This is a genomic window from Pseudomonas sp. MPB03 (genome assembly GCF_046605385.1).
Lineage (GTDB): Bacteria > Pseudomonadota > Gammaproteobacteria > Pseudomonadales > Pseudomonadaceae > Aquipseudomonas > Aquipseudomonas zanjanensis.
The window spans coordinates 2,536,203-2,550,485 of record NZ_CP176770.1 but is presented as its reverse complement, the minus strand read 5'-3'; the positions used below and the strand labels follow the sequence as shown (position 1 = coordinate 2,550,485).

The window sequence follows — 14,283 nt, the reverse complement described above, 5'->3', positions numbered from 1 at the left end:
AGGGCGCGACGCGGTCTTCAGACCTGCCCCTGAGCCCCTTCGAACCAGGCCAACTTCTCGCGCAACTGCACCACTTCCCCAACAATCACCAACGTCGGCGCATGCACCTCATGCTCGGCCACCAGCCTTGGCAAATCCGCCAACGTGCCGGTAAAAACCCGTTGGTTGGACGTCGTACCCTGCTGGATCAACGCCGCCGGCGTGTCCGCCGCACGGCCGTGCTTGATCAGCTCGTTGCAGATCATCGGCAAGCCAACCAAACCCATGTAGAACACCAGCGTCTGCGCCGGGGACACCAGGTCGGCCCACGGCAGGTCGCTGGTGCCGTCCTTGAGATGGCCGGTGATGAAACGCACCGACTGGGCGTAGTCGCGATGGGTCAGCGGGATCCCCGCGTAGGCCGCGCAACCACTGGCGGCAGTGATGCCCGGGACGACCTGGAACGGGATGCCATGGGCCGCCAGTTCCTCGATCTCTTCCCCACCACGGCCGAAAATGAACGGATCGCCGCCCTTCAACCGCACCACACGCTTGCCCTGGCGGGCCAGGTCGACCAATTGCTGGTTGATCTGGTCCTGGGGCACGGCGTGGTCGGCGCGGCGCTTGCCGACGTAGATGCGCTCGGCGTCACGCCGGCACAGTTCCAGGATCGCCGGGGCCACCAGGCGGTCGTACAACACCACGTCCGCCTGCTGCATCAGGCGCAAGGCGCGGAAGGTCAGCAGGTCCGGATCACCCGGCCCGGCCCCCACCAGATAGACTTCGCCCGGCGCGTTCGGCGCCTGGCCGTCGATCTTTTCCCGCAGCAAGCGCTCGGCCTCGCCGCCCTGCCCGGCCAATTGGCGGTCGGCGATGGGGCCTTGGAACACTTCTTCCCAGAACGCCCGGCGCTGCTGGACATCGGGGAACAAACCTTTGACCTGATTGCGGAAACGCGCCGCCAACCCCGCCAATTGCCCGTAAGTCGAAGGAATCCAGGTTTCCAGCTTGGCCCGGATCAGCCGCGCCAGCACCGGCGCATCGCCGCCACTGGACACCGCTATCACTAATGGGGAGCGGTCGACGATGGCCGGAAAGATCACGCTGCACAGGGCCGGCGCGTCCACCACGTTGACCGGCACGCAACGCTTATGAGCGTCGGCCGAAACCTGGGCATTGAGCGGTTCGTCGTCGGTGGCGGCAATGATCAGCACGCAACCGTCCAGATCCGTCTCCAGGTAACCGCGCTGGAGACACTCGCCGCCGCTGCCACTGACCAGTTCCCGCAACTGCGGTTCGATGTCGGGTGCGACCACCCGCAGCAACGCGCCGGCATCGGCCAGCAGGCGGGACTTGCGCAAGGCAATTTCCCCGCCGCCGACCACCAGCACGCGGCTGCCGCGCAGGTTGTGGAACAGTGGCAGATAGTCCATTTAGCCGATGACCTCGATGCCGCCCATGTAGGGTTTCAACACCTCGGGCACCCGAATCGAACCGTCGGCCTGCTGGTAGTTTTCCAGCACGGCCACCAGGGTACGCCCCACCGCCAGGCCGGAGCCGTTGAGGGTGTGGACCAGTTCCGGCTTGCCGGTTTCCGGGTTGCGGAAGCGCGCCTGCATGCGGCGGGCCTGGAAGTCGCCACAGTTGGAGCACGACGAAATCTCACGGTACTTGTCCTGGCTCGGGATCCAGACTTCCAGGTCGTAGGTCTTCACCGCGCTGAAGCCCATGTCGCCGGTGCACAGCGCCAGGGTGCGATACGGCAGTTCCAGCAGTTGCAGGACTTTCTCGGCGTTGGCGGTCAGGCTTTCCAGGGCTTCCATGGACTTCGAAGGCTCGACGACCTGGACCATCTCGACCTTGTCGAACTGGTGCTGGCGGATCATGCCACGGGTGTCGCGGCCCGACGCCCCGGCTTCGCTGCGGAAGCACGGCGTATGGGCCACGAACTTGATCGGCAGTTGCTTGGCGTCGACGATCTCGCCAGCGACGATGTTGGTCAACGAGACTTCGGCGGTCGGGATCAGGTACAGGTCGGCCTCGCCGTCGCGGCTGATCTTGAACAGGTCTTCCTCGAACTTCGGCAACTGGCCGGTGCCTTGCAGCGCCGGGGCCTGGACCAGGTACGGCGTGTAGGCTTCCTCGTAGCCGTGCTCGGTCACGTGCAGGTTGATCATGAACTGTGCCAGGGCCCGATGCAGACGGGCAATCGGCCCGCGCAGCAAGGCGAAACGCGCGCCCGACAGCTTGGCGGCGGTTTCGAAGTCGAGCCAGCCGAACTTCTCGCCCAACGCCACGTGGTCCTGCACCGGGAAATCGAAGGTGGTCGGCGTGCCCCAACGGCGCACTTCGACGTTGCCGTCTTCGTCTTCACCGACCGGCACCGATTCGTGAGGCAGGTTCGGGATGCCCAGCAGGATCGAATCCAGCTCGGTCTGGATCGCGTCCAGCTCGACCTTGCCCGCGCTCAATTCGCCCGCCATGCGCTCGACATCGGCCATCAGCGGCGCGATGTCTTCGCCACGCTGCTTGGCCTGGCCGATGGACTTGGAGCGCGCGTTACGTTCAGCCTGCAGGGCTTCGGTGCGGGTCTGGACGGTCTTGCGCTGTTCTTCCAGCGCTTCGATGCGCGCGACGTCCAGGGCAAAGCCACGGGAAGCCAGGCGGTCCGCTACGTCCTGGAGGTTGCTACGTAACAGTTTGGAATCGAGCATGTCGGTCTCTCGTTATCAAAGTTTGGTCAAGGACAGGCCGGCCCAGGTGGCGAGCAGCCCGCCGAATACGCTGATGGCCGCGTAGCCCAGGGCCAGCGGCACCTGCCCGCTTTCCAGCAGGCGCACCGTATCCAGTGAAAAGGATGAAAAAGTTGTCAGGCCGCCGAGAAAGCCAACCATCAGCCCGGCCCGTACCTCGATGGGCACTTCCGGGCGAATCAAAAACAGACCGTATAGAACGCCAATCAGCAGACAGCCCACGATATTAACGGCCAGCGTCGCGGTATAGAAGTGCCGCGGCCAATTTGCGTTGATCCAGTTGCCCGTGGCGAAACGCAACAAGGTGCCGGCAACGCCGCCAGCGGAAACGGCCAGTATCAAGGGGATCAAGGTTTTCTCCGCTGCCGTGGACTCAGGCGATCCAGTTGCGCCAGGTGGTTGAGCTTCTCGCCGATCTTCAGTTCAAGGCCCCGGGGCACCGGCTGGTAGAAGCGCTGGGGGTCGAGTTCATCGGGAAAATAGTCTTCGCCAGCCGCATAGGCGTCCGGCTCGTCATGGGCGTAACGGTATTCATCGCCATAGCCCAACTGCTTCATGAGCTTGGTTGGCGCGTTGCGCAGGTGCAGCGGCACTTCGAGGGAGCCGTGCTCGGTAGCGCTGCGCATCGCGGCCTTGAAGCCCATGTACACGGCGTTGCTCTTCGGCGCGCAGGCCAGGTAGGTGATGGCCTGGGCCACGGCGAGTTCGCCTTCCGGGCTGCCGAGGCGCTCTTGCACGTCCCAGGCCGCCAGGCACAGGCTCAGGGCCCGCGGGTCGGCATTGCCGATGTCTTCGCTGGCCATGCGCACCACGCGACGGGCCAGGTACAGCGGATCGCAACCGCCGTCGATCATGCGCGCAAACCAGTACAGAGCACCGTCAGGATTGGAGCCGCGTACCGATTTGTGCAGCGCCGAAATCTGGTCGTAGAACGCCTCGCCGCCTTTGTCGAAACGCCGGCGGGTATCGCCCAGCAGGCTTTGCAACAGCTCGACGCCAATCTCGCTGTCGTCTTCGGCCAGGTCCGAGGCGTTTTCCAACAGATTGAGCAAGCGTCGACCGTCGCCATCGGCGGCCGAAAACAGGATCTGGAAGCCTTCATCGCTGAGGCTCAAATGCCGCTTGCCCAGGCCGCGCTCCTCGGTCAGCGCCCGATGCACCAGCTTGCGCATCGCCGTTTCGTCGAGGCTCTTGAGCACATAGACCCGCGCCCGCGACAGCAAGGCGTTGTTGAGTTCGAACGAGGGGTTTTCGGTGGTGGCACCGATGAAAATCAGCGTGCCGTCTTCGACGTAGGGCAGGAACGCGTCCTGCTGGGACTTGTTGAACCGGTGCACTTCGTCGACGAACAGGATCGTGCGCTTGCCGTACTGCCCGGCCTGCTGCTTGGCGACTTCCACCGCCTGGCGGATTTCCTTGACCCCGGCCAGCACCGCCGACACCGTTTCGAAGTGCGCGTCCGAGACTTCCGCCAGCAGCCGCGCCAAGGTGGTCTTGCCCACGCCCGGCGGGCCCCAGAAGATCATCGAGTGCAGGGCGCCCTGCTCCAGGGCCTCGCGCAGAGGCTTGCCGCGGGCGAGCACATGTTCCTGGCCGACGTACTCATCCAGGTTGGTCGCGCGCAGGCGGGCGGCCAATGGCTGGGCAATCGGGGCGCTTCGAAACAGGTCCATGATTACTACAAAACCTCCGCTGGGTCCTGTTGCCGAGATTCCTTGTGGGAGCGGGCTTGCTCGCGAAAGCGGTGTTTCAGTTAACAATAATGTCGATTGATACACCGCATTCGCGAGCAAGCCCGCTCCCACATACAAGGTTCCGGCAGGTTATTCCTGGATCACATCGGCACCCTTGGGGATGTCGAACTTGAACTTGGACGCGGCAATCGGCTCATTGGCCTTGACCCCGGTGAACAGGATATTGGTGCGCTGGCCGACACTGTCGATCAACTGCATGTCGTTGACCAGGCCATTGCGGAACGACAGGCGCAGGCTGTCGAACAGGCTGTCCTTGGTCTTGGGCTTGAGGGTGAAGTCAATCACGCCACCGGCCTCCTTGGAGGTGATGTCGAAGCTCTGGCTGATCTCGGAAATGTCACCGGAGAGCAACAGCGCCGGGGTCTGGGTCAGGCGCTGGTCGAGGGTCTTGATGGTGACCTGTTCCAGGTCCGGGTCCCACAGGGAGACTTTCTTGCCATCGGAGACCATCAGCTGTTCGGCTGGCGCATCGGTGTGCCAGTAGAACAGGCCCGGGCGCTGCAGGGCCATGTCGCCGGCGGTTTCCTGCAACTGGGTGCCGCCGCCATCGAGGGTCAGCTGGGAGAAACGTGCGGTCAGGGTCTGGGAGCCGCCCAGCAACTGGGTCAGGCGAGCCACGTCCTTTTCGCCGGCGTGGGCCGAGAAAGTAGACAAGGCCAGTACGGGCAACAGCAGCATGCGAATCAGGCGCATGGGAGTCCTCATGAAGTCGTGGGGGTTCGGGCGGCGCTTCAGCAGGCCGCCCGGGTCATTAGTCGCGCATCGGGCCCGGCGCCAGTACTTCGCGCGAACCGTTGGTGTTCATGGCCGTCACCACCCCGGCCATTTCCATGGCTTCGATCATGCGGGCGGCGCGGTTGTAGCCAATCTTCAGCTTGCGCTGTACGGCGGAAATCGAGGCCCGACGGCTTTCCAGGACGAACTGCACCGCTTCGTCATAGAGCGCATCGGTTTCAGCATCGTCGTCACCGCCGCCACTGCTGCCTTCGAAACCGCTGCCGGCTTCCTCGACACCGTTGAGGATGTCGTCGTTGTATTCAGGGGCGCCGCGCAACTTCCAGGCTTCCACCACGCGGTGCACTTCGTCGTCGGACACGAACGCGCCGTGCACACGGATCGGCAGGCTGGTGCCGGGCGGCATGTAGAGCATGTCACCGTGACCCAGCAATTGCTCGGCGCCACCCTGGTCGATGATGGTCCGCGAGTCGATCTTGCTCGACACCTGGAACGCCATGCGGGTCGGGATGTTGGCCTTGATCAGGCCGGTGATCACGTCCACCGACGGCCGCTGCGTGGCGAGGATCAGGTGGATACCGGCCGCACGGGCCTTCTGGGCGATACGGGCGATCAGCTCTTCGACCTTCTTGCCGACGATCATCATCATGTCGGCGAATTCGTCCACCACCACCACGATGGTCGGCAGCTTGTGCAGCAGCGGCGCTTCGTCGTGGATGCTCTCGCGGTTATACAGCGGGTCAGTCAATGGCGTACCGGCGTCTTCGGCCTCCTTGACCTTGGCGTTGAAGCCCGAAAGGTTGCGCACGCCCATCTTCGCCATCAGCTTGTAGCGGCGCTCCATCTCGGCGACGCTCCAGCGCAAGGCGTTGGCGGCGTCCTTCATGTCGGTGACCACCGGGCACAGCAGGTGCGGAATGCCTTCGTAGATCGACAATTCGAGCATTTTCGGGTCGATCATAATCAGCTTGGCGTCTTCCGGGCCGGACTTGAACAGGATCGACAGGATCATCGCGTTCACCCCCACCGACTTACCGGAACCGGTGGTACCGGCCACCAGCAGGTGGGGCATCTTCGCCAGGTCGGTGATGACCGGCTTGCCGCCGATGTCGTGGCCCAGGGCCAGGGTGACCGGCGACTTGTGGTTGTCATACTCAGGCGTCGACAGCACTTCGGAGAAGCGCACGATCTGCCGGTCTTCGTTGGGAATCTCGATGCCCACGGTGGTCTTGCCGGGAATCACTTCCACCACCCGCACGCTGGTCACGGCCAGGGAACGCGCCAGGTCCTTCGCCAGGTTGGCGATGCGGCTGACCTTCACGCCAGCGGCCGGCTGGATTTCGTAACGGGTAATCACCGGGCCCGGGTGGATCGAGTCCACCGAGACCTCCACGCCGAACTCCTTGAGCTTGATCTCCAGCAAGTGGCCGACGGCCGCCAGGGATTCGGGGGAATAATTGAGCTGCTTCTTCTCGGCCGGGTCGAGGATCGAGATCGGCGGCAAGGTGCCTTCCACCGCGCTGTCGACGAACAGCGGCGCCTGTTTCTCTTTCTGCACGCGCTTGCTCTGCTCCGGCGGCTTGGGCGGGGCCATGGTAATGACCGGCGGCACCTGTTTTTCGCGCTCGGACATGTGCTTGCTCAACGCCTGCTCACGCTCGATCAGGCGTTCCTTGACCTTGGCCTGCTCGCGTTTGTCCGGTGTGGTCGGGGCCACCACGTCGTGGACGCGGTCGTCGACTTCACGCAGTTGCGCCACCAGTTGCTTGCGCTCGGTGCGCGCCGCCCACCAGCGGTTGACGGCACCCTGGATCAGTTCGATCAGGTCGAGGGTGATCTTGCCGGTGACGTCCATGACCTTGAACCAGGACAGGTCGGTGAACACCGTCAGGCCGAACAGGAACAGGGCAATGAACAACAACGTGCTGCCCTGGATGTTCAGGGCGTTCCTGGCCAGGTCGCCGAGGCTTTCCCCCAGGGCACCGCCCGCCCCGGCCGGCAAGCCGGTGGGCGCATGGAAATGGATATGGGCCAGCGCGGCTCCCGACAGCACCAGGAACACCAGGCCGATCAGGCGCCAGGAGAACAGCCAGCCGCTCCACTGCCACGGCTCATGGCGCTGACGGAAGATCTGGTAGGCCTTGATCGCCAGCAGCAGCGGGAAAATGTAGGCGAAATAGCCCAGCACCATGAACAGGATGTCGGCGCTGTAGGAGCCGGCCGGACCGCCGAAATTCTGCACATCGTCGATCTTGCTGTTATGGCTCCAGCCCGGATCGTCCTTGCCGTAGGTCAGCAAGGCCATCATCAGGAACAGGCACAGGGCGCCGATGGCGATCAACGCACCTTCCTTGAGCCGGTAGTGCAATTGCTGGCGCCAGAGCGGAACGACTGGTTTGGGTGCTGCGGTGGATTTCTTCAAAACGCTTCTTTTCCTGCGCCAACGGCGCGTCCATCTGTTGAATGACTATAAAAAACTGCCCATGACGAGCAGGTAAAAAAGTGAATGTGCACAACCGGTACTACTTTTACCACTGTGAGGTGCATCCAGAAAACTGCCGGTGCGGCGGAAAATTTTGATCTTTGGGTCATCCTGCGTTCAAAACCCATGCATTGTACGGGTTTGTCGACGCCAAGGCATTGGCCGCGCGCTGGGTAGCAGCATAGCCGGACTCAAGGTGCACACGCGTCAATTGGACCATGCATTCTCTTTTGTGACAAAGGCTTATGAGGTGTTTTTTATGAGCGAAGTGAAGCATTCCCGCCTGATCATTCTCGGTTCCGGCCCTGCGGGGTACAGCGCTGCTGTCTATGCCGCCCGCGCCAACCTCAAACCCGTTGTCATAACCGGCATACAGGCCGGTGGCCAGCTCACCACCACCGTGGAAGTCGACAACTGGCCCGGCGATGTCGAAGGCCTGACCGGCCCGGTGCTGATGGAGCGCATGCAACGGCACGCCGAGCGTTTCGACACGCAGATCGTCTACGACCATGTCCACACCGCCAAGTTGCAGCAGCGCCCGTTCGAATTGATCGGCGACAGCGGCACCTATACCTGTGATGCGCTGATCATTGCCACCGGCGCCTCGGCCCAGTACCTGGGACTGCCCTCGGAAGAAAGCTTCGCCGGCAAAGGGGTTTCCGCCTGTGCGACCTGCGATGGCTTTTTCTATCGCAACCAGGTGGTGGCGGTGGTTGGTGGCGGCAATACCGCGGTCGAGGAAGCCCTGTACCTGTCGAACATCGCCCGAGAAGTGCACCTGGTCCACCGCCGCGACAAGCTGCGCGCCGAGAAAATCCTCCAGGACAAACTCTTCGAAAAGGCCAGCAGCGGCAATATCAAACTGCACTGGAACCAGAACCTGGATGAAGTCCTGGGTGACGCCAGCGGCGTGACCGGCGCGCGCCTGCGACACAGCGAGAGCGGCGAAACCAGCACCCTGTCCCTGGCCGGGGTGTTCATTGCCATCGGCCACAAACCCAACACCGATCTGTTCCAGGGCCAGTTGGCGATGCGCGACGGCTACCTGCTCGTGCGCGGCGGCAGCGAAGGCAACGCCACCGCGACCGATATCGAAGGCGTATTCGCCGCTGGCGACGTGGCCGACCATGTCTATCGCCAGGCGATTACCTCCGCCGGCGCCGGTTGCATGGCCGCGCTCGACGCGGAGAAGTATCTCGATGACATCCCGACCGTTTGACGGTTAACCTTCCCGGCGGGTGCTCGTGACGGGCGAGCCCCGTCACCCCGCCCTCCCCTTCTACAAGCCGGACACCCATGCTGACTTGGTTACAACGCAACAGTTTCGAATTTCCGCCACTGGCAAAAGCCATGCGCGATCCCAACGGGTTATTGGCCGCCGGTGGCGACCTGTCGGCCGACCGGCTGATCCAGGCCTATCGCCACGGCTGCTTCCCCTGGTTTTCCGAGGGACAACCGATCCTGTGGTGGTCGCCAGACCCACGCACGGTGTTATTTCCCGACGAACTGCACATCTCCCGCAGCCTGGGCAAGCTGTTGCGCAAGCAGCGCTATGACGTGACGTTCGACCAGGATTTTGCCGCGGTTATCCAGGCCTGCGCCGCGCCACGGGACTACGCCGACGGCACCTGGATCACCGAGGCCATGCAAACCGCTTATCTGGAACTGCATCGGCGCGGTTTCGCCCATTCGGTGGAAGTCTGGGACCAAGGGGCGTTGGTGGGCGGCCTGTATGGCTTGGCCATGGGCCAGCTATTTTTTGGCGAATCCATGTTCAGCCGAGCCGACAATGCGTCGAAATTCGGCTTCGCCATGTTGGTCCAACACCTCAAGGCCGCCGGTTTCGTGCTGATCGACTGTCAGATGCCCACCGAGCACCTGCACAGCCTCGGCGCCCGCTCGATCCCGCGCACGCGGTTCGCCGAGTATCTGGAGGCGCACCTGGACCAACCCAACCGTGCGACCTGGGTTTGCTGAGCGACATCCGCGCTCCTGGCTTACAATTAGATTTAAAGCTCATCCGAGGGTTGATTCATGACCGAGTTGGCGCGTTTGAAGTTCTATGCCACTCAGCCCCACTCTTGCAGTTACCTGCCGGAGGAGCAGGCCACGACGCTGTTCCTCGATCCTAGCCAGCCCATGGATGTGCATGTCTACGCAGACCTGTCGGAAATGGGCTTTCGTCGTAGCGGCGACCACCTTTACCGGCCCCACTGCCAACATTGCAACGCCTGCGTCCCGGCGCGCATTCCGGTGGCGCAGTTTTTGCCCAATCGCCAGCAGAAGCGCATTTTCAAGCGCAACGCCGACCTTCAGGTCCGCCCGGCCAAGCCGCAGTTCACCGAAGAATACTTCGACCTGTACCAACGCTACATCGAACAACGCCATGCCGATGGCGACATGTACCCACCCAGCCGGGATCAGTTCTCGACCTTCCTGGTGCGTGACCTGCCGTTTTCCCGCTTTTATGAATTCCGCCTCGAGGGGCGACTGGTCGCCATCGCTGTCACCGACCTGCTACCCAACGGCCTTTCAGCGGTGTACACCTTCTATGAGCCCGAAGAGGAACGGCGCAGCCTGGGGCGCTTTGCCATTCTCTGGCAAATCAACGAAGCGCGGCGCCTGGGGCTGGAAGCGGTGTACTTGGGCTACTGGATCAAGAACTGCAAGAAAATGAACTACAAGACCCAATATCGGCCTATCGAATTGCTGGTTAACCAGCGGTGGGTTGTCCTGAGTTAGCCCCCTTCGGCTTAAAAGCTAGAACCCCTTGGCTTGAACCCCCTTTTTCGGGCACAATGCACGCCGCTTTTGCCTGGCGCAGTTGCACCGGGCCATTCACTGGATACCGAGGGCTTTACTGCATGTCGAAAGAAGACAGCTTCGAAATGGAAGGCACTGTCGTCGACACCCTGCCCAACACCATGTTTCGTGTGGAGTTGGAAAATGGGCACGTCGTAACCGCGCATATCTCCGGCAAGATGCGCAAGAACTACATTCGTATTCTTACCGGTGACAAAGTGCGCGTCGAGCTGACGCCCTATGACTTGAGCAAAGGGCGCATCACTTACCGCGCTCGCTAACAAGTCAATACAAGACGCCCGGCTGATGCCGGGCGTTTTTGTTTGCCTGGGATTTGCCCCAATCGTCAGAAACACACGCCCCCCCCCTGTGGGAGCGAGCTTGCTCGCGAAGGCGGCGGCACAAGCACCGTTGATGCAAGCTGCCCCACCGCTATCGCGAGCAAGCTCGCTCCCACAGGGATTGATGAAACGCAATCTTGTTCCATGCCCACAGCAGCGCCTGGTGTAGGCATGGAACAGCAAAAAGGCGCCTTTCGGCGCCTTTTGCTTTATTGCAGCTAACGATCAGGCCATTTCAGCCGTGGTTTCGAAGTCGAAGGTCAGCTCGCCGTCCTTGATGTCGATGTGAACCACACCGCCATGCTCGGCCAGCTCGCCAAAGAGGATCTCCTCCGCCAGCGGACGCTTGATCTTGTCCTGGATCAAGCGAGCCATTGGCCGCGCGCCCATCGTCACGTCGTAACCACCTTCCGCCAGCCAGCTGCGGGCCGCGTCGGTGACCTCCAGCAACACACGCTTGTCTTCGAGCTGGGCCTGAAGTTCGGTAAGGAACTTGTCCACCACGCTCTTGATGACTTCATGGCTGAGGCGACCGAACTGGATAATGGTGTCCAGGCGGTTGCGGAACTCAGGCGTGAAGCTCTTCTTGATCACTTCCATCGCATCGGACGAGTGGTCCTGATGGGTGAAACCGATCGAGGCGCGAGCCGCGGTTTCGGCACCAGCGTTCGTGGTCATGATGACGATCACGTTACGGAAGTCCGCCTTGCGCCCGTTGTTATCGGTCAGCGTACCGTGGTCCATGACCTGCAGGAGCAGGTTGAAGACTTCCGGATGCGCCTTCTCGATTTCGTCGAGCAACAATACGCAGTGCGGTTGCTTGGTGATGGCTTCGGTCAACAGGCCGCCCTGGTCGAAACCGACATAACCCGGAGGCGCACCGATCAGACGCGATACGGTGTGGCGCTCCATGTACTCGGACATGTCGAAGCGCACCAACTCAATGCCCATCGCCTTGGCCAGCTGCCGTGCCGCCTCGGTCTTGCCGACACCGGTAGGACCGGCGAACAGGAACGAGCCGACCGGCTTGTCCGGCGACTTGAGACCGGCACGGGACAGCTTGATGGCGGTCGACAGCGAGTCGATGGCCGCATCTTGGCCGAACACCGTCAGCTTCAGGTCACGCTCCAGGTTACGCAGCAGTTCCTTGTCGGAACTGGTGACGTGCTTGGGCGGAATACGCGCGATTTTCGCGACGATGTCCTCGACCTGTGGCACTTCGATGCGCTTGACCCGTTTCTCCACGGGCTGCAGGCGCTGGTAGGCACCCGCCTCGTCGATGACGTCGATGGCCTTGTCCGGCATGTGCCGGTCATTGATGTAGCGCGAGGCCAGTTCAGCCGCCGCGCGCAGGGCTTCATCGCTGTATTCGATGTTGTGGTGCAGCTCGAAACGCCCCTTCAGGCCGCGCAGGATGCCAATGGTGTCTTCCACCGAAGGCTCCGACACATCGACCTTCTGGAAACGCCGGGCCAGGGCACGGTCTTTCTCGAAGATCCCGCGGAACTCCTGGAACGTGGTCGAGCCGATGCAACGGATATCACCCGACGACAACAGCGGCTTGAGCAAGTTGGACGCATCCATGACCCCGCCCGACGCCGCCCCGGCACCAATAATGGTGTGGATTTCGTCGATGAACAGGATCGCCTGCGGACGTTTTTTCAGTTCGCCGAGCAACGCCTTGAAGCGCTTCTCGAAATCGCCGCGGTATTTGGTACCGGCCAGCAAGGCACCCAGGTCGAGGGAATACACCACGCTGTTGGCCAGCAGGTCCGGCACCTGGTTGTCGACGATGCGCTTGGCCAGGCCTTCGGCAATCGCGGTCTTGCCCACGCCAGCCTCGCCCACCAGCAACGGGTTGTTCTTGCGACGCCGGGCCAGGATCTGGGCCACGCGCTCGACTTCCGCCTCGCGCCCGACCAGCGGATCGATACGTCCCTGGCGCGCCAGTTCGTTCAGGTTGCTGGCATAGGCATCCAACGGGTTGCCTGAAGAAGAAGACTCACCGCCCTCGTCGTCCTGCATATCCTGTTCACCCTCGGAATGATCGCCATGCCCCGGCACCTTGGAGATGCCATGGGCGATGTAGTTGACGACATCGATACGCGCAACGCTCTGCTGCTTGAGCAGGAACACCGCCTGGCTTTCCTGCTCGCTGAAAATCGCAACCAGTACGTTGGCGCCGGTGACTTCACGCTTGCCCGAGCTCTGTACATGAAAGACAGCACGTTGCAGGACACGCTGGAAGCCCAGGGTTGGCTGGGTTTCGCGATCCTCGTCATGAACGGGGATCAATGGCGTGGTGGAGTCGATGAACTCCTGCAGATCATGCTTGAGTTTATCGAGGTTCGCGCCGCAGGCACGCAAAACGGTGGCGGCAGCCTCGTTATCCAATAGGGCCAGCAGCAGGTGTTCGACGGTCATGAATTCATGACGCTTCGAACGAGCCTCCTTGAAGGCAAGATTGAGGGTGACTTCGAGCTCGCGGTTTAACATAGCTTCACCTCATACCCAAGTGGTCGGCGTTAACCGTCCTTCTCGATTTCACAGAGTAGCGGATGCTGGCTTTCCCGGGCGTACTGGTTGACCTGCATGGCCTTAGTCTCGGCGATGTCGCGGGTAAACACTCCACATACTGCCCGTCCCTCTGTATGGACGGCCAGCATGACCTTGGTCGCCAGCTCCCGATTCAGGTTAAAAAACACCTCGAGCACTTCGACGACGAAATCCATCGGTGTGTAGTCATCGTTGAACAAAACCACCTTGTACATCGGTGGCGCCTGTAATGCGGGCTTTGCTTCCTGAACAGCAATGCCTGCGGAATCGTCGTCGTGTAGATCCGGGCGATCCTGATTGAATGTTAGTCGAATCTGGCTGACTGCATGCATGGAAAGAAAGGTTCGTTTAGTTGGCGAATACAGTGATGGGGGCGCTTGTGGGCGATTTCAACCACGACCACCGGAGCCACCTTGACTATCGGGAAATCGGTGTTACAACCAATAGAGCCCATCGTGGGTTAAAAAGGTCCGTGGAATCTATCCTGTTAACAAGATTAGCCTGCGGATGGACTGGATGATACTCCAGTGATGGAGTGCGTTGCAGAGGGAAATGGGTTATGTCGGGCGTGAAGGGTAAGGTGAAATGGTTCAATAATGCCAAGGGCTACGGTTTCATTCTTGAGGAAGGCAGGGATGAAGACCTGTTCGCCCATTATTCGGCGATCCAGATGGACGGTTACAAGACCCTGAAGGCCGGGCAATCCGTGACGTTCGAGATCATCCAGGGCCCCAAGGGCCTGCATGCGGTCAAAATTCAAGCTGCCGCTGTCGAAGGCGCACCCGCCCCTGTCGAAGTGAGTCGCAGGGTCACCGAACCCCATTGACCGGCAGTCGCCACACCACCTAAATAAAAATGCCCGGCTCGATCACTCGAGCCGG

13 protein-coding genes are annotated in these 14,283 nt (G+C 61.7%); 5 read left to right on the top strand and 8 right to left on the bottom strand.

Going from position 1 to position 14,283, the window contains the following annotated elements; translation table 11 throughout:
• Positions 1–17: 17 nt before the first annotated feature.
• From cysG to ACLH0I_RS11255, 6 genes are all read right to left on the bottom strand, one after another.
• Positions 18–1,412 carry a siroheme synthase CysG gene (gene cysG / locus ACLH0I_RS11280; RefSeq protein ID WP_411387061.1) on the bottom strand — a complete coding sequence of 465 codons (1,395 nt, stop codon included), beginning with the start codon at positions 1,410–1,412 and terminating at the stop codon, positions 18–20.
• A complete protein-coding gene (serS, locus tag ACLH0I_RS11275) occupies positions 1,413–2,693 on the bottom strand; it encodes a serine--tRNA ligase (protein ID WP_053185694.1) in 1,281 nt (426 codons plus the stop codon).
• Positions 2,694–2,708: 15 nt separating this feature from the next.
• Positions 2,709–3,083, bottom strand: a complete 375-nt coding sequence (gene crcB, locus ACLH0I_RS11270; protein WP_018608522.1) for a fluoride efflux transporter CrcB — start codon at positions 3,081–3,083, stop codon at positions 2,709–2,711.
• Positions 3,080–4,405 carry a replication-associated recombination protein A gene (locus tag ACLH0I_RS11265; RefSeq protein WP_186710181.1) on the bottom strand — a complete coding sequence of 442 codons (1,326 nt, stop codon included), beginning with the start codon at positions 4,403–4,405 and terminating at the stop codon, positions 3,080–3,082. Before ACLH0I_RS11265 ends, crcB begins: the two co-directional genes overlap by 4 nt.
• Before the next feature lie 150 nt (positions 4,406–4,555).
• Positions 4,556–5,179, bottom strand: a complete 624-nt coding sequence (gene lolA / locus ACLH0I_RS11260; protein WP_411387060.1) for an outer membrane lipoprotein chaperone LolA — start codon at positions 5,177–5,179, stop codon at positions 4,556–4,558.
• A gap of 58 nt (positions 5,180–5,237) precedes the next feature.
• Positions 5,238–7,643, bottom strand: coding sequence for a DNA translocase FtsK (locus ACLH0I_RS11255; RefSeq protein ID WP_411387059.1), 2,406 nt, complete (start codon positions 7,641–7,643; stop codon positions 5,238–5,240).
• 319 nt (positions 7,644–7,962) lie between these two features.
• Here ACLH0I_RS11255 and trxB point away from each other — a divergent pair, with 319 nt between their 5' ends.
• From trxB to infA, 4 genes are all read left to right on the top strand, one after another.
• Positions 7,963–8,922: a thioredoxin-disulfide reductase gene (gene trxB / locus ACLH0I_RS11250; protein WP_411387058.1), complete on the top strand. Its 960-nt coding sequence runs from the start codon at positions 7,963–7,965 to the stop codon at positions 8,920–8,922.
• 77 nt (positions 8,923–8,999) lie between these two features.
• The gene (aat, locus tag ACLH0I_RS11245; protein WP_250962987.1) at positions 9,000–9,680 is read left to right on the top strand and encodes a leucyl/phenylalanyl-tRNA--protein transferase; all 681 of its coding nucleotides are present in this window, start codon (positions 9,000–9,002) and stop codon (positions 9,678–9,680) included.
• Between the two features lie 57 nt (positions 9,681–9,737).
• A complete protein-coding gene (locus ACLH0I_RS11240; RefSeq protein WP_186710162.1) occupies positions 9,738–10,445 on the top strand; it encodes an arginyltransferase in 708 nt (235 codons plus the stop codon).
• 122 nt (positions 10,446–10,567) lie between these two features.
• Positions 10,568–10,786: a translation initiation factor IF-1 gene (gene infA, locus ACLH0I_RS11235; protein WP_002553999.1), complete on the top strand. Its 219-nt coding sequence runs from the start codon at positions 10,568–10,570 to the stop codon at positions 10,784–10,786.
• A gap of 285 nt (positions 10,787–11,071) precedes the next feature.
• Here infA and clpA read toward each other — a convergent pair whose 3' ends face one another.
• Both clpA and clpS read right to left on the bottom strand, forming a co-directional pair.
• A complete protein-coding gene (gene clpA, locus ACLH0I_RS11230) occupies positions 11,072–13,342 on the bottom strand; it encodes an ATP-dependent Clp protease ATP-binding subunit ClpA (RefSeq protein WP_024616766.1) in 2,271 nt (756 codons plus the stop codon).
• A gap of 29 nt (positions 13,343–13,371) precedes the next feature.
• A complete protein-coding gene (gene clpS / locus ACLH0I_RS11225; protein ID WP_003180089.1) occupies positions 13,372–13,734 on the bottom strand; it encodes an ATP-dependent Clp protease adapter ClpS in 363 nt (120 codons plus the stop codon).
• A gap of 227 nt (positions 13,735–13,961) precedes the next feature.
• Here clpS and cspD point away from each other — a divergent pair, with 227 nt between their 5' ends.
• On the top strand, positions 13,962–14,228 hold the full coding sequence (gene cspD, locus ACLH0I_RS11220; protein WP_250962989.1) for a cold shock domain-containing protein CspD: 267 nt from the start codon (positions 13,962–13,964) through the stop codon (positions 14,226–14,228).
• Positions 14,229–14,283 lie beyond the last annotated feature (55 nt).

Bases quoted from the DNA above. Each gene is read 5' to 3' on its own strand.
- cysG (WP_411387061.1), bottom strand. From the start codon at position 1,412: ATGGACTATCTGCCACTGTTCCACAACCTGCGCGGCAGCCGCGTGCTG.
- serS (WP_053185694.1), bottom strand. From the start codon at position 2,693: ATGCTCGATTCCAAACTGTTACGTAGCAACCTCCAGGACGTAGCGGAC.
- ACLH0I_RS11265 (WP_186710181.1), bottom strand. From the start codon at position 4,405: ATGGACCTGTTTCGAAGCGCCCCGATTGCCCAGCCATTGGCCGCCCGC.
- lolA (WP_411387060.1), bottom strand. From the start codon at position 5,179: ATGCGCCTGATTCGCATGCTGCTGTTGCCCGTACTGGCCTTGTCTACT.
- trxB (WP_411387058.1), top strand. From the start codon at position 7,963: ATGAGCGAAGTGAAGCATTCCCGCCTGATCATTCTCGGTTCCGGCCCT.
- aat (WP_250962987.1), top strand. From the start codon at position 9,000: ATGCTGACTTGGTTACAACGCAACAGTTTCGAATTTCCGCCACTGGCA.
- ACLH0I_RS11240 (WP_186710162.1), top strand. From the start codon at position 9,738: ATGACCGAGTTGGCGCGTTTGAAGTTCTATGCCACTCAGCCCCACTCT.
- infA (WP_002553999.1), top strand. From the start codon at position 10,568: ATGTCGAAAGAAGACAGCTTCGAAATGGAAGGCACTGTCGTCGACACC.
- clpA (WP_024616766.1), bottom strand. From the start codon at position 13,342: ATGTTAAACCGCGAGCTCGAAGTCACCCTCAATCTTGCCTTCAAGGAG.
- clpS (WP_003180089.1), bottom strand. From the start codon at position 13,734: ATGCATGCAGTCAGCCAGATTCGACTAACATTCAATCAGGATCGCCCG.
- cspD (WP_250962989.1), top strand. From the start codon at position 13,962: ATGTCGGGCGTGAAGGGTAAGGTGAAATGGTTCAATAATGCCAAGGGC.